We start from the raw sequence: 24,397 nt of genomic DNA, 5'->3' as shown, positions 1-24,397 counted from the left end.
ATGGGTGAGGGGGCTCCACGCGCGCGTGGAGCCCCCTCACAGTGGGTGGTCAGCGGCCGAAGGTGAACCAGTTGACGTTCACGAAGTCCTGCGGCTGGCCGCTGCTGAAGGTGAGGTACACGTCGTGCGTGCCCGTCACGGAGGTGATGTCCGCCGGGATCGTCCGCCACGACTGCCAGCCGCCCGTGTTGCCCACCGCGAAACTCCCGAGGGGCGCGTTGCCGCGGTTGTCCAGACGCACCTCGACCAGGCCGCTGACCCCGGTCGGCGCCCCGCTCGCCACCCGGGCGGAGAACTGCCGGGCCGCGGAGGAGCCGAAATCGACGCCCTTGTACTGCAGCCAGTCACCGTTGGCCAGCGCACCCACGTTCTGGCCGCCGCCGGAGTCCGAGGTGGTCTCCGTCATCGTGCCGGACTGGGCGTCGTAGGACTCGGCCTGAAGGGTGCCGTAGGCGTCGCGGTCGCCGGTCGGCGGGGGCGTGGTGCCGCCACCGGAGCTCAGCACCTGGACGTAGTCGACGAGCATCGAGTGGCCGGGCTGGGTACCGCCGTCCGGGCCGCCGCCGAAGGCGTCGGGGAAGCCACCGCCCATCGCCACGTTGAGGATGACGAAGAAGCCGTGGTCCGTGGCGTTGGACCAGGTCGTGGCGTCCACCTGGTTCTCCCGCACGGTGTGGAAGTCGTTGCCGTCGAGGGAGAAGCGGATCTCCTCCACGCTCGTCGAGCGGTCCCACTCCAACCGGTACGTGTGGAAGCCGGCCTGACAGGTCGTGCCCTGGCAGGTGGTCGAACTGCCGATGCCGCTGTTCTCGTTGCACGGTCCGCCGGGTGCGGTGCCGCAGTGCATCGTGGCGAACACGGTGTTCATGCCCTGCGTGTTCTCCATGATGTCCAGCTCGCCGACGGCCGGCCAGTTCCAGTAGTCGCCCCGGTACGGCGCGCCCAGCATCCAGAACGCCGGCCAGTAGCCCTTGGCGGCGGCACCGGTCACGTTCGGCACCTGGATGCGGCTCTCGACGCGCAGTGTGCCACCGGCGGGCGGCTGGAAGTCGGAACGGTGGGTCTCGATGCGGCCCGAGGTCCAGTTGCCGGAGGCGTCCCGACGCGGGGTGATGCGGAGGTTGCCGTTGCCGTCGAGGGAGACGTTCTCCGTGCTCGACGTCATCGTCTCGATCTCACCGGTGCCCCAGTTCGCGGGGCCGCCCGGGTATCCCTTGCCGGTCGCGTACTGCCAGTGGGAAGCGTTGACGCCGCTGCCCGCGGGGCCGTTGAAGTCGTCGACGAAGACCTGGTTCCAGCCCGGCGGCGGGGGCGGGGCGGCGGCGCTCGCCGACGGGACGGCGGCCGTGGCGGCGGCCGCGGTGAGCCCGAGCGTGCTGATGACGGCGAGCAGCGCCCGCCGCAGCGGGCGGGGTCTGCGAAGGGCCCGGGATCTGCGGGAGGTGCCGGAGGTGTCACTCATGTGGGGTTGCCTCTCGGATGCGGAAACGGATACGGACTCGAGTCCACAGGTGGGTGCGGGGAGTGCTCGGAGAGCCCGGCTCGACGGTTCTGAGAGCGCTCTCAGAGTGTCGCCAATGTGCTCTGCGGCCCCAAGGCCGTCAAGAGGTGTAACCGAGAAAGTCCTTCTGCGTGAGGAGAGTTCATCCCGTGAATTGACGCGAATGGGTGCAACCGCGCCACGGCCGGACGCACGACGCGGCGCCCGGCCTGCCGCCGGGCGCCGTGCGCGTCCTCCCCTTCGACCACACTTCGCGAACGGCACCCGCGAAGGTGAGCGCCACGTCGACGGTGTACGGATTGCCCGTGTCTCAGAGCTTGCTCCTGCCCCCGCCCCGCTCGGGTTCGTCCGGCCGCCACAGTCTCAGCCCGATGTGGTGGAGCCCCGACGCGTCCCGCTCCAGGGCGCCCCAGCGGGTGAGCGCGCCCACGAGCCGGTGGGCGGTGGTCAGGCTGAGCCCGGCCCGGCGGCTGATCTCCGTCAGGGGCAGCGCGGGGTGCTCGTGGTCGAAGGCAGCGGGCACGGACAGCAGACGGTCGGGCGCGGAACGGCTGGTCACGGCGGATGTCTTGCGGAAGGGCGGGCGTCGGTACGAACACCGCAAGGGCGGGCGCCGATACGGAGAGTCGGGCCGCCGTGACTCTCGCGTGGCCACCGGGTCCGCCGCAACCCGCGCGACCGGTTCGTGGCCTGACGGTGCCCGTCGAAGGTCTGCGTCCCGGGGAGCGGGACATGCTGGTGTCGACGGCGTCGAGGCGGGAAAGGTGCAGACGTGAAACTGACGATTCTGGGCGGCGGAGGATTTCGGGTACCGCTGGTGTACGGCGCGCTCCTCGGGGATCACGCCGAGGGGCGGGTCACCCGGCTCGTTCTCCACGACGTGGACGATCGGCGACTGTATGCGATCGCCCGCGTGCTGGCCGACCAGGCGGCCGGCGTGCCCGACGCCCCCGAGGTGACCACCACCACCGATCTGGACGACGCCCTGCGCGGCGCCGACTTCGTCTTCTCCGCGATCCGCGTCGGCGGCCTCGAGGGCCGCGCGAACGACGAAAGAGTCGCGCTCGCCGAGGGCGTCCTCGGACAGGAGACGGTCGGCGCGGGCGGCATCGCCTACGGGCTGCGCACCGTCCCCGTCGCCGTCGACATCGCCGGCCGGGTGGCCCGCCTCGCCCCCGACGCCTGGGTCATCAACTTCACCAACCCGGCGGGCCTGGTCACCGAGGCCATGTCACGCCACCTCGGCGACCGCGTCATCGGCATCTGCGACTCGCCGGTCGGCCTCGGCCGCCGCATCGCCCGGGTGCTCGGCGCGAACCCGCGGGAGGCGTGGATCGACTACGTCGGCCTCAACCACCTCGGCTGGGTGCGCGGCCTGCGGGTCAAGGGCCGTGACGAACTCCCGCGCCTGCTCGCCGATCGCCACCTGCTCGGCTCCTTCGAGGAGGGCAGGCTCTTCGGCGCCGACTGGCTCCAGACCCTCGGCGCGATCCCCAACGAGTACCTGCACTACTACTACTTCAACCGGGAGACCGTACGCGCCTACCAGCGGGCGGAGAAGACCCGCGGCGCCTTCCTCCACGACCAGCAGGCCCGTTTCTACGCGCAGGTGGGCGACCCTGACGACACTGACACCCCCGCCCTGGCCACCTGGGACCGCACCCGCGCCGAACGCGAGGCCACCTACATGGCGGCGAACCGCGAAACGGCCGGCGCCGGCGACCGCGACGAGGACGACCTGTCCGGCGGCTACGAGAAGGTGGCCCTCGCGCTGATGCGGGCCGTCGCCCGCGACGAACGGACCACCCTGATCCTCAACGTCCGCAACCGCAGCACCCTTTCCGCACTCGACGCGGAAGCCGTCATCGAAGTCCCGTGCCTCGTCGACGCCGGGGGCGCACACCCCGTCTCCGTCGACCCGCTGCCGGGCCACGCCACCGGCCTGGTCTGCGCGGTCAAGGCGGTCGAGCGCGAGGTGCTCCATGCCGCCGAGTCCGGCTCCCGCAGCCGGGCGGTCAAGGCCTTCGCGCTGCACCCGCTCGTCGACTCCGTGAACGTGGCCCGCCGCCTCGTCGACGGCTACACCGCTGTCCACCCCGGCCTCGCCCACCTCAAGTAGCCTCGTGAGGAGAGCACTTCATGCATGACGAACGCCGTCGGATCGAGGGCCGCGTCGAGTGCGTCCACGCCCAGCGCGTCAAGCCCGCGGTATACGCCGCCACCGTCCCGCTCACCGTCGAGGCCCGGCACGCGCCGGGCGAGCCGGTCCCCTTCGCGCAGGCCGCCGCCGCCTCCTACGAGCCCTTCGCCAGGAACTCCCCGTGGGGCCCGCCCTGGGGCACCACCTGGTTCCGGATGCGCGGGCCGGTCCCCGCCGCGTGGCCAGGCGCGTCGAGGCGGTCATCGACCTCGGCTTCACCGGCGCCGGGCCGGGCTTCCAGGCTGAAGCCCTGGTGCACCTGACCACCTACGCGCTGCTGCTCGGCGCGAGCATCGAGGACGCCGTCGCGGAGGGTTACGCGCTCAACCTGCCGCTGCGCGTGGCCCGGGCGGTGGGCGCACCGGACCCGGTCGTGTCGGTGGACGGCGAGGGTCTGACCGTCGAGGCGGTCAAGCTGGCCGACGACGCCTCCGGCGATGTCGTCGTCCGCCTCTACGAATCCCGCGGCGGACGTGCCACCGGCACCCTGCGCACCGGCTTCCCCCTCGGCGGGGCCCAGGTGACCGGCCTTCCGGAGCGGCCGCTGGAACCGGCGGCCGCCGACGGCGACAGCGTGCCCGTGGTCCTGCGCCCGTTCCAGGTACTGACCCTGCGGCTGGTGGTGGGCCGGGGCCGGGACTGACCGCCCACGCACCGTGCGCATCGGGTCGGCCGGTCGCCCCCGTGACAGCGGCCGACCGACCCGAGCCTCCCGGTTCCCCCGTGTCTTTCCCGTCCCGCCGGCGGGCTTCCCCGTCCGCCTGCGGATTCCCCCGTCATCCTTCACCGTTAAGAGCACGACACCCGCCGCCTGATACACCCTCAGGGGGAATCCGCCGAAAAAAATCGCCGACCTCAGGGCCTGTCCGGCGGATCAGGCCCTACCGGTGGCGCGGTCCCCAGGCCGGGCCACCGGCCACGGCGTCCCCGGCGGTGGCGCGCACCTGGCCGGGGTCGCCCGCGGCCACCGCCGCGGCCGGTACACCGCTCAGCGCGGGCGCGGGCAGCTCCGCGGGCAGGTCAGGGCGTCGCTGCGGCACCGACACGGGACGCAGCGGACGCGGGCCGGACACCACCGAATAGTCCTGGCCCAGGAACGGCGGGGACATCTCCCCCGGGTCCTCGCCGAGCGCCAGCCGCACGGCGGCCCACGGCGCGTTCACCCCGCACAGCGACAGCTGGTGCAGGCCGCCGGCCGGGCGGGTGTTGACGTCCATCAGCACCGGCCGTTCGCCGAACATCCGGAACTGGATGTTGGACAGATGGTGCAGGCCGAAACCCTCCGCGATCCGCCGGGCCTGCCCAGCCACCGCTCGTGCAGGGTGAACCCCCTGCGGCGGCCGTTCTTGGTGCGGCCGACGGCCAGCCGGACCCGGTTGTCCGGTCCGGTGAGGCAGTCCACCGACACCTCCGGCTGCTCGAGCACCGGCATCACCAGCCAGTCCACCGGCTCCTCCGCCCGCCGCACCGCCGCCAGCACCAGATCGAGCGGCACCTGCGGGCTGGGGAAACCGCTCAGCTGCCCGAGGGCGAAGGGAGTACGGGTGATCACCCGGAAGCCCACACCGCCCGCGCCGGACGCGGGTTTGAAGCACGCCCGGTGCCCCAGCGCCTCCAACTCCTCCACGGCACGGACCAGCTCGTCCGCCGACCGCACCCGCCACCACGGCGGCACGGGCACCCCGATCGCCTGCACGGCCTCGTAGGCGATCACCTTGTCGCGGAAGACGGCCACGGCCTCGGGCGGCGGCGCCAGCAGCGCCGTGCCGGCCGCCTCGAACTCCGCGCGGTGCGCGACGATCGCCCCCTGGTGCAGCCGGGGCACGAACACGTCGATGCCGCGCCGTGCGCACTGGGCGAGCGCGTACTCGACGTATGCCGCCGGGGACAGGTTCTCGGGCTCCAGCTCGGCGGTGTCGGCCGCGGCCAGTACGGGGGAGTCGGGGTCGCCGTGCGTGGCATGGATCTCGACGGCCCGGTCGCTGGGATTCTTTCTCACCTGATCGATGAAGAACACGTTCTCCGCGTACGTGCGGTTGAGCCATACTCGTACGCATGAGGCCATGCAGGCCGCCTTTCACGGTTTGCGGGCAGGCCTCAGCGGCCCGTGCCCGGGCAGAGGGTATGGAGGGTCACCGAACCGCCCTGTGCGAAGGGCTCTTCACTGCGGTGGTGTCGGGCCGATCATACGGCTTCGACGCCCAGGACCGAACCACGGGTGTGTCACGGTTCCCCGGGAAAGACCAGGGGAACCGTCCTTGTCCGGGCGACGCGAATATGATCTCTTGAGGGTGTTCGTGGCCGCTGGACCCCCTGCTCGAGGAGCTCGGGGGAGTACATGCTGTCCTTACAGGTTGTTCGTTCATGTCCAGGAGGCGACGAGTGGCATCTACGGCCGGTGGCGACGGACAGGTGTGGGCCATCAGCGACCTGCACATCGGTTATGACGAGAACCGGGCCCTGGTCGAGCGGATGCACCCCGGGTCGGACGACGACTGGCTCCTCGTGGCCGGGGACGTCGCGGAGACGGTGGACGACATCCGCTGGGTGCTCAAGACGCTCGCCGGCCGTTTCCGGAAGGTCGTCTGGGCGCCCGGCAACCACGAACTGTGGACCCACCCGAAGGACACCGTCACCCTGCGCGGCGTCGCCCGCTACGACCACCTCGTCGAACAGTGCCGCGAACTCGGTGTGACCACCCCCGAGGACCCCTACCCCGTCTGGGACGGCCCCGGCGGTCCGGTGGCAGTGGCCCCGCTGTTCCTCCTGTACGACTACACGTTCCTGCCCGCCGGTTGCGCCACCAAGGACGAAGGACTGGCGTACGCGCACGGCACCGGCATCGTCTGCACCGACGAGCACCTGCTGCACCCCGACCCGTACCCGAGCCGGGAGGCCTGGTGCCGGGCCCGGGTCGAGGAGACCGAACGCCGGCTCGCCGAACTGCCGGACGACCTGCCCGTCGTCCTCGTCAACCACTACCCGCTGCACCGGCATCCCACGGACGTCCTGTGGTACCCCGAGTTCGCCATGTGGTGCGGCACCGAGCTGACCGACGACTGGCACCGCAGGTTCAACGTCCACACGATGGTCTACGGCCATCTCCACATCCCGCGCAGCACCCGGCAGGACGGCGTCCTCTTCGAGGAGGTGTCCGTGGGCTACCCCCGGGAATGGCGGAAGCGGGCGACGCCACCGGGACGGCTGCGCCGGATCGTGCCGGGTGAGCACGCGGACGAGGGCAAGGGCGAGCCCGAGGGAGGGGCCCGATGATCGAGGAACTGCTGCCGGACACGGTCGTCGTCGTGGAGGCCCGCGGCGACGAGGGCGCCGACGCTCCGCTCTACCCGGAGGAGGCGGCGCTCATGGAGCGGGCGGTCGAAAAGCGCCGCCGGGAGTTCAGGGCGGTGCGCTCCTGCGCCCGCCGGGCCATGGAGAAGCTCGGAGTGCCTCCGCAGCCCGTGCTGCCCGGCGAGCGCGGTGCGCCGGGCTGGCCGGCCGGGCTGGCAGGCAGCATGACCCACTGCACGGGCTACTGCGCCGCCGCCCTCGTCCGGGCCGACGACCTGGCCTCCCTCGGCATCGACGCGGAGGTCCAGGGGCCGCTGCCCGAGGGGGTGCTGTCCTCCGTCGCCCTGCCCGGGGAGGCGGAGCGGATCGGCCGGCTGACCGTGGAGCGGCCCGAGGTGCACTGGGACCGGCTGCTGTTCAGCGCCAAGGAGGCCGTCTACAAGGCGTGGTTCCCGCTCACGGGGAAGTGGCTGGACTTCATGGAGGCCGACATCGAGCTGTTCACCGACCCGGGGGAACGGACGCGCGGCGGTTTCCGGGCGGCACTCCTGGTCCCCGGCCCATGGGTGGGCGACCGCCGCCTCGACCACTTCGCGGGCCGCTGGACCGCCGAGAGCGGCCTGGTCGCGACGGCGGTCGCCGTACCCCACGGCTGACGGGGACGACGCAGCGCCCCGCTACCGCACAGCACCGGTACGGGCGTCGGCCCGGTCCGGTTCTCCCCGTCACGGCTTCGGGGGCCAGGCGCGGAGCATCCGGAAGAAGGACTCCTCGTTGCCGGTCAGCCCCGCTCGGGTCAGGGCGGTATCCGCCTCCGCGAGGACCGAAGGCACGACGACCGGGGGCCTGCGGGTGTCCGGCGGGCCGGTCCCCGCGTCGTGGGCGGCGCGCACCGTGTGCAGCAGCCGCAGGTAGGCCTGGACGGCGGTGCGCTCCCGGTCGGTCAGTACGGTGGTGGGCATCGCTCGGCTCTCCCCACATCGTGATCCGGCATCAGACGGCCCGCACGGTGCGGACACGCCTCCAGCTTGCCGTCCACCACTGACAATCGGGCTGTGCCGCCCGTCGGTCCGCCCGCCCACCGGAGCGGCGTCCCCTCCGCGCTCCCAGGTCAGGAGTTGGGCCGCTGGACGCTCTCCAGGAGCATGTCCAGCCACTCCGCGACCTTGTCGCGGTGCTGGTCGGTGGGGAGTTGGGCGGCCCGCCACGCGATTCCGCGCACGCCGTGGTCCCGCAGCAGCCGCTCCAGCGGGTCGTCGGCCGCCGTGGCGGCCCGCCGCTCACGGTCCGCGAGGGTCTGCAGCAGTTCCTGCTCGGTGTGCTGAAGGGCGTTGGCGAGCGCTTCGGGGTCCTCGGCGGTGAGGAATCCGGCGTGCACCCGGAAGAACCGCTGGATGGCGTCGCAGTGCTCCATGGTGGGACGCCGGTCGCCGTTGATCAGGGCGCCGGCCTGCTGGCGGGACATGCCCGCGCCGTCCGCGATCTCCTGCTGCGTGTACTTGCGGCCGTTCGGCTTGAGCCGGGTGCGGCGCAACAGGTCCAGGCGCTGCAAGAACCGGGTCTGCACGTCGGGCTCGCCCGCGGGCCTGCCGCTCAGCAGAGCCTTGACCACCGATTCCGGAACGCCGGACGCCGCGGACAGCCGGCCGACGTCGAAGATCTCGGCGTGCGGCACCTCGAGCCGGTCGGCGAGTACGGTGACGCGGGCGACGACGGCCGGCAGCGCGGTCGTCGGCGCGGTGCCCGGACCCTCGAAGCCACCCGTCACCGACAGATCTCCTACGTCTCTCACAGGCTTCTCACAAGCGTTTGCCGTGACTTCACGGAGACTAGCCCGTGTCTCGAACTCACATCCAGGTCTCGCCACAACTGTGGCCAATTTCAGCCGTCAACCGACATGGAATGCCACGATAGTTGACACGCCTCACGTCAGGGCAGCAGGATCGAGGCGCCGCGTCAAGGCCGCACAGGCAAGAGGGGTGACCTCCCGATGGCACATCAGGCAGAAGGGCAGCGGCCGACACCGCGGCCGCCCGTCTTCGAGACTCCCGAGGCGCAGGCCTATCTGGAGGACTACGCCGTGTTCCTGAACGCGGTCCCCTTCCCTTCCCTGGTGGTCGACCACCGCTGGGACGTGCTGCTGGCCAATGCTGCTTTCCAGACACTTTTCCGGGATGTCGAACCGCATCCGACGGCCATGCCCGGCGACAACTTCCTCCGGTTCGTCCTCTTCCATCCGGACGCCCCCACGGTGCTGGGCGAACACGAGTCGAGCTGGTGCCTGCCGATGCTGGCCCACTTCGCCAAGACGGTGGAGCGGGACGGCCACGACCACGGGCTGCAGGCCATCCGCCGGGACATCGCCCAGGACCCCATCATGGAGGCGGCCTACCGGCAGGGGCTGCCGCACTGGCTCCGTGCCGTCGGCGAACAGGCCGCCGAACACGACGGCGCGGTACGGCCGCTGCGCCACCCCGACCCGCGCTGGGGAGCCACCGACTGCCGTCTCGTCGTGGAGACGACCAGGATCCTCGAGGGCATGGACTGCACCCGGCTCACCCTGGTCCTGCGCGAGACGCGCCGCGCCCCGTCCCGCCGCCGCGGGCACCGTCGCGCCGCCTCCCACCTCAGCGTCGTGTCGGCGGCCGACTGACTCCCGCTTGAGTGCGCTCCGGCCACCGGCAACACGGTCACCGTGACGCTGCCGGACGGCACTGACCCGCGCCACCTCCGGCTGCACGTCACCGGCGACACCGGCCTGCCGGCGGCCCAGTTCAGTGAAGTGGAGGCATGTCCTTCCTGACGTCGTTCCGCACGGCCTCGGCCGCCCCGCGCTTCGCCGCCTGGATCTGCTCGTACACGTGGGTCCGCAGCGCGGTGAAGCGCGGGGCGGCCCGTGTGCTCAACTGGTCACGCTCCTGCGGCAGATCGGCCTTCAACTGCTCCCGCACCACCGTGGGGGAGGCGGACAGCACGATGATCCGCTCCCCGAGATACACGGCCTCGTCGATGTCGTGGGTGACGAAGATGTCGTGGGTGACGAACAGGACGGTGATCGAACGCTCCTGCCACAGCCTGCGCACCAGATCCTCCAGATCCGCCCGGGTCTGCGCGTCCACGGCGGCGAACGGCTCGTCCCTCAGCAGCACCTCGGGCTCGTACGCCAACGCCCGTGCGAGCGCCACCCGTTGCCGCATCCCGCCGGACAACTGCCAGGGATACGTCCCGGCGGCGTCCGCGAGCCCCACCGACTCCAGGGCGTCGGCCACCAGCACCCCGCGCCTGCCCGGACTCAGGCCCTTCTGCCTCAGGGGGAGTTCGACGTTCGCGCCGACCCGCATCCACGGGAACAGGCTGCGCCCGTACTCCTGGAAGACGAACGCCATCCCGGGCGGCGGCCCGTCCCCCGCACGGTCACCCACCCCGGTGAGGCCAGGTGCCGGGCACGCGGGATGCTCCCCGGATCGGCCAGCGCCGGGTCCCCGATCCCCACCCGCACCAGCGAGTCCTGCTCGACCACCGGAGAGGAGGCGACACGCGCCGTCCGCGACACCCGTTTCTGCCCCGGCACGGACACACACGTGCCCGTGGTGTCGTACGTGAACCCGTGTACCCGCACACGATCCGGTCCCCGCCGAGCCGCGCAGGCGCCTCGGACAAGGGGTAACGCCGTTGTGCACAGGGGTCGTTCAGCACCACCGCCCTGCCGTCCCGCTCGATCCGGTACCACACCAGCGGCTCCCCGAGCACCGTCCGCCCGAGCGACTCCCGTCCCGCCTCCTGCCTGTAGGCGGCGACGTACCACTGGTTCCTGGCGAAAGCGGTCATGTGGGGCATGGCCGCGGCTCCCGTCTTCTGAACGTGACGGCATCGCCGTGCGGTGCGTCACACGGCCGCAACAGCCCTTCCGCCTCGCGGAAGACGGTTCGGGGCCGGCCCCGGCTCAGACCCGCTGGGCGGCGTACGGATCGGTCACGCCGCCCGGGCAGGCGTTCCGGTCGATGTCCCAGCCCGCCGTCTCCGCGCCGGCCCGATAGGCGCTCTGCAGGAAGGCGAGTACGTCGGCGCGCGGCGAGGGCGTGGTCCTGGCCCTCTCGTACTCGAGGACCGCCAGATGGCTGCCGGTGCCGCGTTCGACCCACGAAGCAGCCGCGGGTCGCAACGGACGGCGTTCCAGGCCGGTCGGTTCGGGCGCGGTGTAGGAGTAGAACGCCGCCTCCGGGAACGTCGGGTCGCCGAACCAGAAGCCCGCACTGATCACCTCACGGGAGTACGCCTCCCTGGTGACCGGATCGACGGAGTCGGAGTGGACGACGGCGGTGTCGGAGAACCTGGTCACCGCGATGTCGAAGGTGTGCCAGAAGTGGTGCACCGGACTCGTCTTTCCGGACCACTCGGCGGCGTACTCCTCCAGGACCAGGTTGACCTGGGACAGGACGATCCAGTAGCGGTTCACCGACTCCGGGTCGTAGGAGCGGTGCTCCGTGTCCTCGTCGAAGGGACGGTCGGAATCCGGAAGGTCGAACGGCTGCGGTTGCCTGATGCGCACGGAGATGTCGAGTTCGGTGAGCGCCGACTGCAACCGCCGGTAGAAGTCGGCCACGGAGAGGCCGGGCAGGGGGAACGACACCCCTCGACCCGAACCGGTCGTGACGAGGAGCCTGTGGTCGACGAAGTCGAAGTCGATGCAGAAGAAGCGGCCCTGGTCGTCCAGTCCCATCGGGCGGGTGGTGATGCCGCGTCCGGTGAGGTGGTAGGGAACGTTCCACCAGTGGTTGCGGCGCGGCGCCGCCGCGAGCCGTACCTTTCCGACCACCTGCGCGAACCGGTGCAGCGTCTCCTTGGACGCCCGCCATTCGGCGTAGGGCAGCGAGGGAAAGAGTTCCACAGCTCCTCCAGGATGCCCGTATGCGGGCATGTCGGGATATGAGTCTGCTTGTGTGTGAACGGTATCCCTCTCCAGGGAAGACCGAAAGGCGAGGGCGCCCCGGTGTGCCCGCTCGCGGTTCGCCGGACGTGCACGATCGGCGCAAGGTAAAGCGCTTCGATCTGCCGGTGAGCGCCGCGCGCCCTAGGCTTGACCGCAATCGCGCTTCACATCCCCACCGGGAGTTCCCATGCGTCTGCCCATCGAGCTCAGGCACGTAGCGCCGCGTCTGGCCACGGGAGCGTTCATCCTCAACTCGGGCCTGTCCAAGCGTGGCGTCGACGAGGAGACCGCGGCCCAGCTGCACGGAATGGCCAAGAACACCTACCCGGCCCTGGACCGGATGCAGCCCGCGGCCTTCGCGCGACTGCTGTCCACCGGGGAGATCACGCTGGGAGCCGCCCTGCTCCTGCCGTTCGTGCCCACGGTGGTGGCGGGTGCCGGGCTCGCCGCGTTCTCATCGGGGCTGCTGGGTCTGTACCTGCGCACTCCGGGGATGCGGCAGGAGGGCAGTCTGCGGCCGACCCAGGAGGGCATCGTGTTGGCCAAGGACGTCTGGATGCTCGGCATCGCTCTCGGATTCGTCGTGGATGAGATGACGCGCGGCAGGCGCTGACCGTTCGGCCACGAGACGAATCGGCTGCTTCGCCCGAACAGGGCCCCGCCACCGGGCAGGGCCCTGTTCCATGCGGTCCCCGGTCATCGCCGGTGGCGGACCGGTGCCGGAAAGCACTATTCTTCCATGGAGGATTCGTAAAAATTCGGGGAGGAGGACGTCGTGACCTACGTCATCGCGCAGCCTTGTGTCCACGTGAAGGACAAGGCGTGCATCGAGGAGTGCCCGGTCGACTGCATCTACGAGGGCCGGCGGTCCTTGTACATCCACCCGGACGAATGCGTCGACTGCGGCGCCTGTGAACCGGTCTGCCCGGTCGAGGCCATCTTCTACGAGGACGACACTCCCGAGGAGTGGAAGGACTACTACAAGGCGAACGTCGAGTTCTTCGACGACCTCGGCTCACCCGGCGGCGCCGGCAAGCTGGGGCTGATCGAGCGAGACCACCCGCTGATCGCCGCGCTGCCGCCGCAGGACGGCGCGAAGTGACCTCCGGGGAACGTGCCGAGGGAAGCGATCCGGTGGCCCCGCGCCGCCGTACCGTGCTCGAGGTGCTGCGCACCGCCGGCGCGCCGCTCGGCGTCAACGAGGTGGCGGAGCGGGTGGGGGTCCACGCCAACACGGCACGTTTCCACCTGGAGTCGCTGGTGACGCGCGGAGCGGTGGAGCGGACACTGGAGGCGCCGTCCGGGCCGGGGCGCCCCCGCGGGGTGTATGCGCCGCGTCGCGGAATGGACCGTGGAGGACGGCGTGAGTACCGACTGCTGGCCCGGATGCTGCTCAGCCGGCTCGCGTCGGCCGGCGCCGACGCCGAGGCGGAGGCCGTCGAGGCCGGCCGGGCCTGGGGGCGGCATCTGGTCGACCCGGCACCGCCCTTCCACACCGTGACCGGCCGTGAAGCGGTCGACCGGCTGGTCGGGCTCCTCGCCGACCTCGGCTTCGACCCGGTGAGCGACGAGTCCGATGACGTGCCCGACGTCATCCGTCTGCGGCACTGTCCGTTTCTCGAACTCGCCGAGGAGTACCGGCAGATCGTCTGCCCCCTCCATCTGGGCCTGATGAAAGGCGCGTTGGCCGAACTGGACGCGCCCGTCGCCGCCGACCGGCTGGAGCCGTTCGCCGAACCCGACGTCTGTCACGCCCATTTCGTCCATGCTCGCGCCGCGTAGGGGAAGGGCAGTCCGGCAGTGAACTCCGTATCGGCCGCCATAGCGGGCGCCGCCGTCTTCGTCTGGCTCGGCATGGTGCTGGCGATCTCCTTCCTGGAGGCGCCGTTGAAGTTCCGGGCGCCGGGGGTGACCATCCCCCTCGGTCTCGGTATCGGCCGCATCGTCTTCCGGGCGCTCAATCTCGTCGAGATCGTTCTCGCGGCAACTGTCGCCGTCGCCCTGGCAGTCGGCGGACCCAGCACCTCGGTGGCCGTGCTCGCCGTCGTGGTGGCCGTGGTGCTGGCAGGTCAACTCGCCGTGATCCGGCCCCGGCTCAACCGCCGATCCGACCGGGTGCTCGCCGGAGAGCGACTGCCCCGCTCCCACGCCCACTGGTACTACGTGGTGTTCGAGGCCATCAAGACGGTGGCGCTCCTGGTTCTCGGCATCCTGCTTCTCGCCGCTTGAGCCCCACCCACCGAGCTCCGCTCCTGAGCCGCTGACACCGGGCCGGCCGCCGGGCTTCCCGCGGCCTCAGGAGCTCGCAGTGACAGCTACGCCGTGGGGGCGGGGGCGGCGCGCACCACCGGCCGGGTGGAGTTCCTCCTGAGCCGAGGGGAGCGCCACCCAGCCGTCGTGCCCCGGCTCGGCCGTCGCGTCAGCGGGTCATACGTCCTGGCCGTTGCCGCCGCGGCCCTCCGCCTCCTCGATGCCCTCGGTGATGTCGTCGAGGACGGACTGCTTCTGGTCGGTGTCCAGACCGAAGCGGATCACGACGATCTGTTTCGGCTGCGCGGGGGAGGGGAGGGCCAGCGACTGGACGTACCCGTCGGAGCCCTTGCTGGTGACCGCCTTCCATCGCACCAGGTAGCCCTTCTGCCCGGCGACGTCCACCGCCTTCGACTCGAGGACCTCGTGCGAGCTGATCTTCCCGTAGGAATCGCCGCCGTACGACTCCTCGGCATTGGCGGCGATGTCCGCCTTGGCGACCTCCTCGGCGGTGGAGCCGCGGGTGCCGAGCGCCGGTGCCGGCGCCGAGTACGCCCCGCCCTTGGTGCAGGTGCTGGAGGTGTTGCCGGGGCAGTCGTACGTGTTCTTCGACATGATCTGGGCGCCCACCTGGCCCTCCTGGCCGTACCAGCCGTCCGGGATGGGCAGGCTGATTCCGCTCAGCCCGTCGGTCACCGACCCGCTCTCGACCCGCGGCGGCTCCGAGGTGTCCGGACCGGAGTCCTTCCCGTCGGGACCGCCCTCCGGACCGCCTTCCGAACCACCCGGGCCACCGCCCCGTCCGCCCGGACCCTGCGCGGTCGCGGAGTCACCGCCGCCGCTGTCGCCGATCAGCGTGTATATGCCGATCCCGACGCTCACCAGCACCGCGAGGGCCGCGGCCGCGGCGATCCCGATCAACAGCCCGCGCCGCCGTCCGGAGCCCGAGCCGGACTGCACGACCCCGGGATACCCGGGGTGCACCGGATACCCCGGGTACGCCGGGTGGGCCGGGTACGCCGGATGGGCCGGGTACGCCGGCCCGGCCGCCGTGCCCGGTGCCGGAGGGACCCAGGCGGGTGCCGATCCCGTCGGTCGGACCTGGTCCGTCCAGGCAGTGCCGTCCCACCAGCGCTCGGTGGCCGGTCCGTCATTCGTCTGCCCGGGGTCGGGATACCACCCGGGAGGAGTCGCCTGTGTCATGCCCCCACCGTATGAGGCGTCGGTGAAAGCGGGATGAGAGAGGTCCGTCACCTCCGGTGATCGGCCGCACCCTGCCCCGGTCCCGGTCCGACCGGCCACCCCGGCCCCGGACACTCCCGGCGCACCCCCTGTGCGGCCGGCGTGCCGCCGCTTCGCCGCGGGCCTTCCCCTCCCCGGCGCCTCCCTGCGAAACTGGTCCGGCGTACCGTCACCACCGCACTCATGGACAGGTGTTGGCCTTCGAACCCCCTGGTGAGAGGCGGGACGCGTCGACCTCTGTACCGCCTGTCACCCGTCACGGCAAGAGCGGGCACGGTACTACTCCCTCAGGGCTGTCGGAGGACTACGCTCGACGCCTGTACGTCATTCGGGCGACTTGGGGAGGCAGAGGGATGACGGAGGTACGGCCCACGGTCTCGGCCTCGCCCTCCCTCTGGGAGCGGGACGAGGAGGTCGCCGCCATCACCGCAGTGGTCGACACCCTGTGCGCGGACCGGTCCTCGCCCGGCGGCCTGCTGGTGCTCCGGGGCGAGCCGGGGCTCGGCAAGACCGCGCTGCTCGCCGAGACGCGGCGCATCGCCGAACAGCGCGGCTGCACCGTCTGGTCGGCCCGCGGCGGCGAGACCCTGCGCTCCGTCCCCTTCAACGTCGTGCGCCAACTCCTCCAGCCGGCACTGGTGTCGATGCTGCCGGAGGAGGCTCGCGAGTACCTCGGCGACTGGTACGACATCGCCGGCCCCGCCCTCGGCGTCGCGGAGCCCGGCGGCCGGCACATCAACCCGCAGGGCGTCAGCGAGGGGCTGGTCGCCGCCGTGCGCCGGCTGGTCCGCCGGGACTGGCCGCTGGTGCTGACCATCGACGACGCCCATTGGGCCGACCAGGAGACCCTGCACTGGCTCGCCGTCTTCGCCGAACGCCTGGCGGACGTGCCCGTCCTCGTCGTGGTCGCCCGCCGGCCGGGCGAGATCTCCGGGGTGAGCGCCCGCTACCTGGACGCCGTCGCCGAGGCGGCCGATCACCCCGTTACCGTCCTCAGCGTCCTCACCCCGCTCGCCACGGCCGGACTCACCCGCGCCACCCTGGGCGAGAACGCGGACGCCGCGTTCTGCCGCGAGGTGTGGGCCGTCACCGGCGGCAACCCTTACGAGACCGTCGAACTCCTCGCCAAGGTCCAGGACAGCGAACTCGAACCCGTCGAGACCCACGCGGGCGAACTGCGCGCACTGAACCGCTCCGCCCGCGGCGGCGGACTCGTGGCCCGCCTGGAACAACTCGGCATAGACGCCACCCGGTTCGCCTGGGCCGCCGCCATCCTCGGCACCGACATCACCGTCGACCTGGTGGCCCGGCTCGCCACCCTGAACCGTGACGACGCCGTCCGCTGCGCCGAACTCCTGCGCAGCGCCCGCATCCTCACCGTCCCCGACCCCGGCACCGGCCGTACCGGACCGGCCGACCTCGAGTTCGTCCACCCGCTCATCGCCTCCGCCGCCTACAACTCCATCCCCGACGCCCTGCGCCGGGCCATGCACGGCATCGCCGCCCGGATCGTCACCGACTCCGGACGCGGCGCCGCGTCCGCCTCCCGACACCTCCTCGAGGTGCACCCGGACGACGACGAGGAACTCGTGTGGCAACTGCGTGAGGCCGCCCGCGAACACCTCGCCGTCGGCGCCCCGGACGCAGCCCGCCGCTGCCTGGAGCGCGCACTGGAGGAACCGCCCCGCCCCGAGGTCCACGCGCGCGTGCTCTACGAACTGGGCTGCGCCACCTTCCTCACCGCTCCCGCCCGGACCGTCGGCCATCTGCGGACCGCGCTCGGCATGTCCGGCCTCGAGGGCGACGCACGGGTGGACGCCGTGGTCCGGCTCTCGCAGGCGCTGCTGCACAACAACCAGATGGAGGAGGCCGTCCGCACCGTCGAGGCGGAGGCCGCCCTGCTGGAGCCGGGAACCACCCGGCTGCGGCTGCAAGCCGTGCAGTTCATGTGGGAGGGCATCCACGCCGGCGAGAGCACCACACCCGGCCGTAGCGAACGTCTGGCGGCCCTCGCCGCCACCTGCACCGGCCGCGACAACTCCGAGCGCGCGCTGCTCATCCTGCGCGGCTTCGACGCCATGATGCGCGGCGAGAACGCCGAGGAGGTCGCCGAGATCTGCGACCGGGCCCTCGTCAACGGCCGCCTCGCGCCCGGCCTCGGCTGGACCGACTCCGAGTGGGGCGTCGAACTGCTGCTGATGCTGGCCGGTGTCTACGCCTACACCGACCGCCTCGACCGTGCCGAGAGCCTCTACAACGAGGCCCTGCGCGCCTACGAGACGGCAGGCTGGAGCGGCGGCCACCTGGCCCTCGCCCACGCCTACGTCGGTCTCGGGCACCGCAGGCGGGGCCGCCTGGCGGCGGCGGAGAAGTCGTTGCGCGAGTCCCTGCGCCTCGCCGAACGCGTCGGCCGCGGTCTGCCCCTGTACTGGACGGCGACCTGCAACCTGGTCGACACCCTGCTCGCCCGCGGGCAGGTGGACGAGGCCTGGAAGGTCGCCGAACGGCACGGCTTCGCGCCGCCCTACCCGTCCACCATCGTGCTTCCCGACCTCCGTTCGGTGCGCGGCAGGCTACTGCTCGCGGTCGGCCGCACCAAGGGCGGCGTCAACGAACTGGAGGCCGCCGAGAAGGCGGCGGTCTCCCGCGGCCACCACAACCCCGTCCACGTCTTCTGCGCCGCCGACCTCGCCCGCGCCCTCGCCGGGGAGGACCCGGCCCGTGCCGCCCGGCTCGCCGTCGAGTACCGCCGGCGGGCCGAACACTTCGGCACGGACACCGCCATAGGGGAGGCCCTGCGCTGTGCCGCCGCGTTGGAGACCGGCCAGCGGGCGGTGCGGCTCGCCGCCCAGGCCGTCGCCTACCTGGAGTCCTCGCCCTGCCAGTACGAACATGCCACCGCACGCGTCGAGTACGGCATCCTCGCCCGCTCGAAGAGCGACCTGGAGCGCGGCCTGGCGCTCGCGCGGTCCTGCCGTGCGGACGGGCTGGCCGCGCGGGCCCAGGCCGAACTTGCCTCGGTCACCGGACAGACGTCGACCGCCATGCCGACCCCGGCCACCGGGCGGGCCCCGGCCATCGGGCGGGCCCCGGACAACCGGCCGTAGCGCCCCGCCCCTCCACGGGCTCTCGGGCTCGGGCCCGCCACGGGCTCCCGGGCTCGGGCCCCGGACCCGAGCCCGGGCCCGTCACGACGTCCCGTCGGTCTCCTCCGCCAGTACCCGCTGGGCTGTCGCGAAGGCCGAGTTGGCCGCCGGTACTCCGCAGTACACCGCCGTCTGCATCAGCACTGCTCCGATCTCCTCGGGGGTGAGCCCGTTGCGCAGTGCCGCGCGGACGTGCATGGCCAGCTCGTCGTAGTGGCCGTGCGCGACCAGCGCGGTGAGCGTGATCATGCTGCGTTCGCGACGGGTGAGCGTCGGATCGGTCCAGATCTCGCCCCAGGCATAGCGCGAGATGAAGTCCTGGAACCGCGCGGTGAACGGCGTCTGCCGGGCCTGGGCCCGGTCCACATGCGCGTCCCCGAGAACCTCGCGCCGCACCCGCATCCCGCTGAGCGCGTCCCCGCCGAAGTGGGCCCGCAGCGCCGTCAGCACCGCCTCGGGGCGCTCCGCCGGTGCCAGATGAGAGGCACCCGGGATCTCCACGAGCCCCGCACCCGGCACCGCGTCGGCGATCTCGCGCAGATGCGCCGGGGGCGTCGCCGGGTCCTCCCGGCCGGCCACCAGCAGGGTCGGCACCCGGATCTCCGCGAGGTGTTCCCGCAGGTCGAACGCGGCAAGCGCGTCACAGCAGGCGGCATACGCCTCGGGATCGGCGTCCCGGTGGTCGCGGACCAGCTCCGGCACCGTGAAACCGGGCGTGAACCAGCGGGCGTCCGCACTCTCCGCGAGCCCCGAAAGACCCTCGCTCCGTACCAGCGCCGCCCGCTCCTCCCACGCCTTCGCGCCGCTGAAGTGCGCCGAGGAACAGATCACGGCCAGCGACGACACCCGCTCCGGATGACGCACGGCCAGTTCCAGCCCCACGGCTCCGCCCAGCGACACGCCCGCGTAGGCGAACCGCTCGATGCCGAGCGTGTCGGCGAGCCCGATCACCAGATCCGCCAGATCCCCGACGGTCGCGCCGGGACCGATCAGCCCGGCCGCCGAACCGCCGTGCCCCGGCAGATCCCAGCGGACCACCCGGTGCGTGATCGACAGCTCGGGCGCCACCTTGTCCCACAGGGCGTACGACGTGCCCAGCGAGGGGCCGAGCAACAGCGGGGGAGCGGAACTGGGTCCCTCGGCGCGGTGGTTGAGGACGGTGTCGGTCACGAGCGCTCCAGTGCACGGTCGGTGAGAGGTCCGGCAGAGCCGGTGTAACGGGCGGGGTCGGTCGCGGCGATGAGGTCGGTGACGTCGATGTTCTTCAGTTCCGGCAGTTCGGCCGACTCGGTTTGTTCGGCGAGGAGTTCACCGAGGTCGCGGCCCTCGGTGTAGGCGCGCCGCGCCAGACGGGTGAGCAGTTCCTTCGCCCGGCCCCGACCGAGTACGGGCGCCAGCTCCACGGACAGCCGCTCGGAGATGATCAATCCGTGGGTGAGGCCGAGGTGTTCACGCATCACGTCCGCGTGCACCCGCAGCCCCTCGGTGAGCTCGGCGGCGTCCCGGGCCGCTCCGCCGGTCAGGCGGAGCAGGTCCCGCAGCGGTTCCCACTCGGCGTGCCAGGCCCCGGCCGGCCGCTCGTCCTCGGCCACCAGTGAGCCGTACAGCGTGGCCGCGAGCTGCGGTGCGCGTCGGGCCGCCGCCGCGATCAGCGTGGAACGCACCGGGTTGGCCTTGTGCGGCATGGCCGAGGAGCCGCCACCGCTGCCCTCGGAAACCTCCGCGATCTCGGTGCGGGAGTAGGTGAGCACGTCCGTCGCGAGCTTGCCCAGCGCCCCGGCGGTGAAGGCGAGGGCGCCGGCGAGATCGGCGACCGGAGTGCGCAGCGTGTGCCAGGGGAGAGCGGGCGGGCGCAGTCCGAGCTCCTGGGCGTAGAGCGCGGGGAGCGCGGTCGCGTCCGTCGCCCCGTACGCGGTGAAGGCCGCCAAGGTTCCCGCCGCACCGCCGAGTTGGGCCGGCAGTGAGGCACGTACGGCCGTCGCCCGGTCACGGGCGTCGAGCACCAGCGACCGCCACCCGGCGGCCTTCAGCCCGAACGTCGTCGGCACGGCGTGCTGGGTCAGCGTACGCCCCGGCAGCACCGTGCCACGGTGCTCGGCGGCGAGGCCGGCCAGCGCCCGCTGACAGCGGTCGAGGTCGTCGAGGAGCGGGCCGAGGGCGCGGTGGGCGACCAGCATCATCGCCGTGTCCATGATGTCCTGGCTGGTCGCACCCCGGTGCACGGAGGCACCGTACTCCTCGCCGACCGCCCGGGTCAGGTCCGCGACCAGCCCGATCACCGGGTTCCCGCCGCCCCGCGCGCGCTCGGCGAGGGACGCGGGGTCGAAGCGCCCGGGGTCGGCGGCCGCCTCCGTGACCGCCGCCGCGGCCTCGGCCGGGACGAGCCCCGCGGCCGCCTGGGCCCGGGTCAGCGCGGCCTCGGCGTCCAGCAGCGCCCGCAGGACGGCGCCGTCACCGGTCTCGGCGGCGGCCGGGGAACCGGCCCACCCGGGGGCGAGCAGGCCGGTACCGGTATCGGGTGAGGTCACTGGAACTCCAGGAAGACCGTCTCGCCCTCGCCCTGAAGGCGGATGTCGAAACGGTACGTCCCGTGGCCCTCGTCCACCGCGATCAGCGTGTCGCGGCGGTCCGCGTCGAGCCGGGACAGCAGCGGGTCCGCCGCGAGCGCGGCCTCGTCGCCGGGCAGGTGGATCCGGGTGAACAGATGCATCAGCAGGCCCCGCGCGAACACGCACACACTGAGGTACGGCGCGTGCTGTCCCCGCGCCCCCGGCCGCAGCGTGCGCACGTACCAGTGGCCGTCGGCGTCGGTCTGGATCCGGCCGAAGCCGGTGAACTCCACCCCGTTGCGGCCCAGGAAGTCGCCGCTCGCCGGGTCCCGCCGCATCGAGCCGTCGGTCGTCGGCAGATTGCCCTCCGGGTCCGGGCCCCACACCTCCAGCAACGCGTCCGGCAGCGGCTTGCCCTCACCGTCGTACACGTACCCGTGCACGGTGACGGTCTCCGGGTGGCCGAGCGGCGCGATGTCCTCGCCGCCGCGGAAGGGCAGCGCGTAGCCGTAGAACGGGCCGACGGTGTGCGAGGGGGTGGGCAGCACGTTCTCCGGGCTGCTCGTGTCGATCTTCGTCATGGTGGTCAGCGCCCTTCTTCCATCCAGGTGGCCCGCGGTCCGTCGAGCACGATGTCCCAGTGGTAGCCGAGGGAGAACTCCGGCACCGACAGGCTGTGGTCGTAGGTCGCCACCAGCCGCTCGCGGGCCGCGTCGTCGGTCACCGACTGCAGGATCGGGTCGTACGGGAAGAGCGGGTCGTTGGGGAAGTACATCTGCGTCACCAGCCGTTGGGTGAACGCCGACCCGAAGACGGAGAAGTGGATGTGCGCCGGGCGCCACGCGTTGACGTGGTTGCGCCACGGATACGGGCCCGGCTGGATGGTCGTGAAGCGGTAGAAGCCTTCGGCGTCGGTCAGGGTGCGGCCGGCGCCGGTGAAGTGGGGGTCCAGCGGGGCGTCGTGCTGCTCACGCTGATGGGCGTACCGCCCGGCCGAGTTGGCCTGCCAGATCTCCACCAGCTGCCCGCGCACGGGACGTCCGTCGCGGTCCAGCAGCCTGCCGGAGACGGTGATGCGCTCACCGACGGGCTCGCCGTCGTGGTGCCGCGTGAGGTCGTTGTCGATCACGGTGATGTCCCGCTCGCCCCAGGCGGGGGAGGACAGCTCCACCAGCTCCGGGTCCTTGGACACGTCGACGGCGATCGCCGGCTGCCTGGGGTGGCGCAGCACCGAGGAGCGGTACGGGGCGTAGTCGCGACGCGGATGGTGCTCGACCGGGGCGCCGCCCGCCACCCGCTTCTCGTACGCGGCGTGCTCGGCCACGATCTCCTGGTCGATGTCGTGCTGGGTGAGTACGTTCGTCACAACAGGCCCTTCGCAAAGGTCGATTCGGCTCCGGTCCGGGCGGTGATCTCCCCGGCCGCCTCCGCCACTGCCTCCGCGGCAGAGGCCAACACCTTGTCCATGAGGAAACCCCATCCCTTCCAGGCCGGCCGGATGCGCACCGGTCCGCGGCCGTATGTCGTCGGTACCGAGATAGTCAGGGCACTGAGTATTTTCGTAGCAGTCCTTCACGTTGCCATCGCCGGGCGGAGGCGTCAATACCCTCTTCCGTCCAGCGACGATGTCTCCGGGAGTCGCGGACAGGTTCACTCTCCCGCGGGTATCGTTCAGTGCACCAACGAAAAAACGGTAGGACAGTGGGGGCGTACATGGGCGCGGTGGATCTCACCAGCCATCCCGGGCACCTGGCCCGGCGACTCCAGCAGGCGCACCACCTGCTGTGGAACACGATGGTCTCCGAGGAGATCACCTCGCCGCAGTTCGCGGTCCTCAACGCGCTCGTCGCCGAGCCCGGCCTGGACCAGCGCACGGTGGGGGAGCGGGTGGGACTGGACCGGTCCACCATCGCCGAGGTGATCGGCCGGCTCCTCCGGCGGGAACTGCTCGACAAGGTCCGTGATCCGCGGGACGGCCGCCGCTTTCTGCTCCGGCTCACGGACGGCGGTCTGCGCACCCACCGCAAGCTGGCGGTGCGCACCGCCCGGATGAACCAGGTCTTCCTGGCCCCGCTGGGCGACGACGAGCAGGCCGCCTTCTTCGAGCTGATCCGCCGGGTGGCGGACGCGGCCGAGGGGCTGCGCCGTCCCGCCGCCCCGTCGAACCGGTGACGCGGTCGTGGCGTCACGGTGGCGCGGGCGCGGCGCCGGGTGGGCCCCGCTGATCAGGGGGCCTTCGCGTAGACCACCCACACCTGTCCCCGCGCGAAGTTCACCGGGCTGCCGTCGTTCGTCGTGAACGAGGTGCCGTCCGTGGCGTCCGGGCGGCTCCAGCGGACGTCGTGGGCGCGCCCGTCGCGCAGCACGGTGGCCTCCCCGGAGCCCACCGTCTCGGTGTACGGCGTGTTGTTGCCGAGGTAGTCGCGGTAGTCGGACGGGCGGACGGTCACGTACTGCACGACGACGGTCGCGGGCGCCAGCCGCTCGCCCTGCGGGGTGACCGCGGGATCGCCGTCCATCGAGACCAGCCAGCGGTCGCGGGTGTCGGACCAGGTGAAGGCGAAGCGGGCCGCCGGATAGCGCACCGTGTGCGTGGCCTCGGGTTCGCCGCCCCGGGGCGGCGAGCCGTGGTGGAAGCCGGTGGTCAGCGCGGACCGGCCGGGTGGATCGTCCAGGAGCCGCCGGGGGTGGAGGTAGAGGTTGTGCGGGGAGGGCCGGGCGGTGCCCCGGACGTAGACGCCCGCCTTCGACCCGGGTGCCCCGGGGGTCAGGGCCTCCAGCGGAGCCTCGTCGATCAGCGGCAGCAGCCTGCTCTGTGCTCCGGAGAACGCCAGGATCGGCTGGTCGAACTGGCGCAGCAGCTCCAGATCGGCCTCCCGGGCGCTGCGTACCGGCCCCACGGACTCGGGCAGCCGGGTGGCGTAGACCGCCATCAGCCGGCTCAGCCCGCCCTCGACCTGCTCGACGTACACCACGTCCGCCGCGTCCAGGCCCGCCTGGGGCCGAGCGGCGCGGGCGTTGTCGAGCTTCACGGCGAGCACCGGAGGGCCGCCGTCCCCGTCCGGCCGCGGCTCGTGCGGCGACGGCCAGGGCTCTCCGCGCCCGTCGTCGACCGGGCTGTCCGAGGCCGTGCAGCCGGCTGCCAGACCGGCCGCCAGGAACACCGCCAGCAGTGCTCTCGCCGTTGCCGTGCGCCGTATGCGTGCCGCACGCCGTGTGCGCGCCCCTCGTCCCATGTCCACCGTCGCCACCCTGCCTGCCCTGAATCATCAGTTGCCTTGATTGTGC

General features: G+C 72.1%; 20 protein-coding genes and 5 pseudogenes. 11 read left to right on the top strand and 14 right to left on the bottom strand.

The genetic code is table 11. The features are described 5' to 3' along the window. Positions 1-49: 49 nt before the first annotated feature. Both WJ438_RS05685 and WJ438_RS05680 read right to left on the bottom strand, forming a co-directional pair. Positions 50-1,462, bottom strand: coding sequence for a glycoside hydrolase family 16 protein (locus tag WJ438_RS05685; RefSeq protein ID WP_406724233.1), 1,413 nt, complete (start codon positions 1,460-1,462; stop codon positions 50-52). A 394-nt stretch (positions 1,463-1,856) separates the two neighbouring features. Beyond that, positions 1,857-2,060, bottom strand: a pseudogene (locus WJ438_RS05680) (helix-turn-helix domain-containing protein); the annotation flags it as partial. Between the two features lie 213 nt (positions 2,061-2,273). On the opposite strand from WJ438_RS05680, the gene WJ438_RS05675 reads away from it, so the two are divergent. Together WJ438_RS05675 and WJ438_RS05670 are read left to right on the top strand one after the other, a co-directional pair. Beyond that, a complete protein-coding gene (locus WJ438_RS05675; protein WP_406724232.1) occupies positions 2,274-3,620 on the top strand; it encodes a 6-phospho-beta-glucosidase in 1,347 nt (448 codons plus the stop codon). A gap of 20 nt (positions 3,621-3,640) precedes the next feature. After that, positions 3,641-4,344: pseudogene (locus WJ438_RS05670) on the top strand (glycosyl hydrolase-related protein). Between the two features lie 238 nt (positions 4,345-4,582). Here WJ438_RS05670 and WJ438_RS05665 read toward each other — a convergent pair. Next, positions 4,583-5,133 (bottom strand): annotated as a pseudogene (locus WJ438_RS05665) (ATP-grasp domain-containing protein). 950 nt (positions 5,134-6,083) lie between these two features. On the opposite strand from WJ438_RS05665, the gene WJ438_RS05660 reads away from it, so the two are divergent. Together WJ438_RS05660 and WJ438_RS05655 are read left to right on the top strand one after the other, a co-directional pair. Then, entirely contained in the window at positions 6,084-6,974 is an 891-nt protein-coding gene (locus tag WJ438_RS05660) for a metallophosphoesterase family protein (protein ID WP_406724231.1), read from the top strand. Then, the gene (locus tag WJ438_RS05655; protein WP_406724230.1) at positions 6,971-7,648 is read left to right on the top strand and encodes a 4'-phosphopantetheinyl transferase; all 678 of its coding nucleotides are present in this window, start codon (positions 6,971-6,973) and stop codon (positions 7,646-7,648) included. Before WJ438_RS05660 ends, WJ438_RS05655 begins: the two co-directional genes overlap by 4 nt. A gap of 69 nt (positions 7,649-7,717) precedes the next feature. Here the strand turns inward: WJ438_RS05655 and WJ438_RS05650 are convergent, their stop codons facing one another. Continuing rightward, complete coding sequence (locus WJ438_RS05650) at positions 7,718-7,954, bottom strand: hypothetical protein (RefSeq protein WP_406724229.1); 237 nt, start codon at positions 7,952-7,954, stop codon at positions 7,718-7,720. Positions 7,955-8,103: 149 nt separating this feature from the next. Continuing rightward, the gene (locus WJ438_RS05645) at positions 8,104-8,760 is read right to left on the bottom strand and encodes a helix-turn-helix domain-containing protein (RefSeq protein ID WP_406724228.1); all 657 of its coding nucleotides are present in this window, start codon (positions 8,758-8,760) and stop codon (positions 8,104-8,106) included. A gap of 222 nt (positions 8,761-8,982) precedes the next feature. On the opposite strand from WJ438_RS05645, the gene WJ438_RS05640 reads away from it, so the two are divergent. Beyond that, a complete protein-coding gene (locus WJ438_RS05640) occupies positions 8,983-9,645 on the top strand; it encodes a hypothetical protein (protein ID WP_406724227.1) in 663 nt (220 codons plus the stop codon). Positions 9,646-9,766: 121 nt separating this feature from the next. Here the strand turns inward: WJ438_RS05640 and WJ438_RS05635 are convergent. The 3 genes and pseudogenes from WJ438_RS05635 to WJ438_RS05625 all read right to left on the bottom strand — a co-directional run. Further along, positions 9,767-10,405, bottom strand: a pseudogene (locus WJ438_RS05635) (ABC transporter ATP-binding protein); the annotation flags it as partial. Then, a pseudogene (locus WJ438_RS05630) lies at positions 10,396-10,829 on the bottom strand (Rieske 2Fe-2S domain-containing protein); the annotation flags it as partial. The pseudogenes WJ438_RS05630 and WJ438_RS05635, both read right to left, overlap by 10 nt. 106 nt (positions 10,830-10,935) lie before the next feature. After that, complete coding sequence (locus WJ438_RS05625; RefSeq protein WP_406724226.1) at positions 10,936-11,880, bottom strand: DUF5996 family protein; 945 nt, start codon at positions 11,878-11,880, stop codon at positions 10,936-10,938. 229 nt (positions 11,881-12,109) lie between these two features. On the opposite strand from WJ438_RS05625, the gene WJ438_RS05620 reads away from it, so the two are divergent. The 4 genes from WJ438_RS05620 (at position 12,110) to WJ438_RS05605 (ending at position 14,151) form a co-directional block, all read left to right on the top strand. Continuing rightward, the gene (locus WJ438_RS05620; RefSeq protein ID WP_406724225.1) at positions 12,110-12,535 is read left to right on the top strand and encodes a hypothetical protein; all 426 of its coding nucleotides are present in this window, start codon (positions 12,110-12,112) and stop codon (positions 12,533-12,535) included. A 162-nt stretch (positions 12,536-12,697) separates the two neighbouring features. Beyond that, positions 12,698-13,024: a ferredoxin gene (gene fdxA, locus WJ438_RS05615; RefSeq protein ID WP_406724224.1), complete on the top strand. Its 327-nt coding sequence runs from the start codon at positions 12,698-12,700 to the stop codon at positions 13,022-13,024. Next, a complete protein-coding gene (locus WJ438_RS05610; RefSeq protein ID WP_406724223.1) occupies positions 13,021-13,704 on the top strand; it encodes a helix-turn-helix transcriptional regulator in 684 nt (227 codons plus the stop codon). Before fdxA ends, WJ438_RS05610 begins: the two co-directional genes overlap by 4 nt. Positions 13,705-13,722: 18 nt before the next feature. After that, positions 13,723-14,151: a hypothetical protein gene (locus tag WJ438_RS05605; protein WP_406724222.1), complete on the top strand. Its 429-nt coding sequence runs from the start codon at positions 13,723-13,725 to the stop codon at positions 14,149-14,151. A gap of 198 nt (positions 14,152-14,349) precedes the next feature. Here WJ438_RS05605 and WJ438_RS05600 read toward each other — a convergent pair whose 3' ends face one another. After that, complete coding sequence (locus tag WJ438_RS05600; RefSeq protein ID WP_406724221.1) at positions 14,350-15,375, bottom strand: DUF2510 domain-containing protein; 1,026 nt, start codon at positions 15,373-15,375, stop codon at positions 14,350-14,352. Between the two features lie 392 nt (positions 15,376-15,767). Between WJ438_RS05600 and WJ438_RS05595 the strand changes: the two genes are divergently transcribed. Beyond that, entirely contained in the window at positions 15,768-18,521 is a 2,754-nt protein-coding gene (locus WJ438_RS05595; RefSeq protein ID WP_406724220.1) for an ATP-binding protein, read from the top strand. An 81-nt stretch (positions 18,522-18,602) separates the two neighbouring features. On the opposite strand, the gene pcaD is transcribed toward WJ438_RS05595, so the two are convergent. Genes pcaD through pcaH form a run of 4 tightly spaced genes read right to left on the bottom strand, consistent with a single transcriptional unit; the run spans position 18,603 to position 22,475 of the window. Continuing rightward, the gene (gene pcaD / locus WJ438_RS05590; RefSeq protein ID WP_406724219.1) at positions 18,603-19,730 is read right to left on the bottom strand and encodes a 3-oxoadipate enol-lactonase; all 1,128 of its coding nucleotides are present in this window, start codon (positions 19,728-19,730) and stop codon (positions 18,603-18,605) included. Next, the gene (gene pcaB / locus WJ438_RS05585) at positions 19,727-21,088 is read right to left on the bottom strand and encodes a 3-carboxy-cis,cis-muconate cycloisomerase (protein WP_406724218.1); all 1,362 of its coding nucleotides are present in this window, start codon (positions 21,086-21,088) and stop codon (positions 19,727-19,729) included. Before pcaB ends, pcaD begins: the two co-directional genes overlap by 4 nt. Next, positions 21,085-21,690: a protocatechuate 3,4-dioxygenase subunit alpha gene (pcaG, locus tag WJ438_RS05580; RefSeq protein ID WP_406724217.1), complete on the bottom strand. Its 606-nt coding sequence runs from the start codon at positions 21,688-21,690 to the stop codon at positions 21,085-21,087. Before pcaG ends, pcaB begins: the two co-directional genes overlap by 4 nt. A gap of 5 nt (positions 21,691-21,695) precedes the next feature. Further along, a complete protein-coding gene (gene pcaH, locus WJ438_RS05575) occupies positions 21,696-22,475 on the bottom strand; it encodes a protocatechuate 3,4-dioxygenase subunit beta (RefSeq protein ID WP_406724216.1) in 780 nt (259 codons plus the stop codon). A 347-nt stretch (positions 22,476-22,822) separates the two neighbouring features. Between pcaH and WJ438_RS05570 the strand changes: the two genes are divergently transcribed. After that, a complete protein-coding gene (locus WJ438_RS05570) occupies positions 22,823-23,281 on the top strand; it encodes a MarR family winged helix-turn-helix transcriptional regulator (protein ID WP_406724215.1) in 459 nt (152 codons plus the stop codon). Between the two features lie 53 nt (positions 23,282-23,334). Here the strand turns inward: WJ438_RS05570 and WJ438_RS05565 are convergent, their stop codons facing one another. Then, positions 23,335-24,345: a DUF3048 domain-containing protein gene (locus tag WJ438_RS05565; protein ID WP_406729601.1), complete on the bottom strand. Its 1,011-nt coding sequence runs from the start codon at positions 24,343-24,345 to the stop codon at positions 23,335-23,337. Positions 24,346-24,397 lie beyond the last annotated feature (52 nt).

This window comes from Streptomyces sp. GD-15H (assembly GCF_045291515.1).
Classification (GTDB): Bacteria; Actinomycetota; Actinomycetes; order Streptomycetales; family Streptomycetaceae; genus Streptomyces.
Note: the sequence above shows the minus strand (reverse complement) of the source record. Positions and strands in the feature narration are given on the sequence as shown.

What these genes read in the sequence shown, in the direction of transcription:
- WJ438_RS05685 (WP_406724233.1), bottom strand. Translation starts at nt 1,462, where the DNA reads ATGAGTGACACCTCCGGCACCTCCCGCAGATCCCGGGCCCTTCGCAGA.
- WJ438_RS05655 (WP_406724230.1), top strand. Translation starts at nt 6,971, where the DNA reads ATGATCGAGGAACTGCTGCCGGACACGGTCGTCGTCGTGGAGGCCCGC.
- WJ438_RS05650 (WP_406724229.1), bottom strand. Translation starts at nt 7,954, where the DNA reads ATGCCCACCACCGTACTGACCGACCGGGAGCGCACCGCCGTCCAGGCC.
- WJ438_RS05640 (WP_406724227.1), top strand. Translation starts at nt 8,983, where the DNA reads ATGGCACATCAGGCAGAAGGGCAGCGGCCGACACCGCGGCCGCCCGTC.
- WJ438_RS05620 (WP_406724225.1), top strand. Translation starts at nt 12,110, where the DNA reads ATGCGTCTGCCCATCGAGCTCAGGCACGTAGCGCCGCGTCTGGCCACG.
- WJ438_RS05600 (WP_406724221.1), bottom strand. Translation starts at nt 15,375, where the DNA reads ATGACACAGGCGACTCCTCCCGGGTGGTATCCCGACCCCGGGCAGACG.
- WJ438_RS05595 (WP_406724220.1), top strand. Translation starts at nt 15,768, where the DNA reads ATGACGGAGGTACGGCCCACGGTCTCGGCCTCGCCCTCCCTCTGGGAG.
- pcaG (WP_406724217.1), bottom strand. Translation starts at nt 21,690, where the DNA reads ATGACGAAGATCGACACGAGCAGCCCGGAGAACGTGCTGCCCACCCCC.
- WJ438_RS05570 (WP_406724215.1), top strand. Translation starts at nt 22,823, where the DNA reads ATGGGCGCGGTGGATCTCACCAGCCATCCCGGGCACCTGGCCCGGCGA.
- WJ438_RS05565 (WP_406729601.1), bottom strand. Translation starts at nt 24,345, where the DNA reads ATGGGACGAGGGGCGCGCACACGGCGTGCGGCACGCATACGGCGCACG.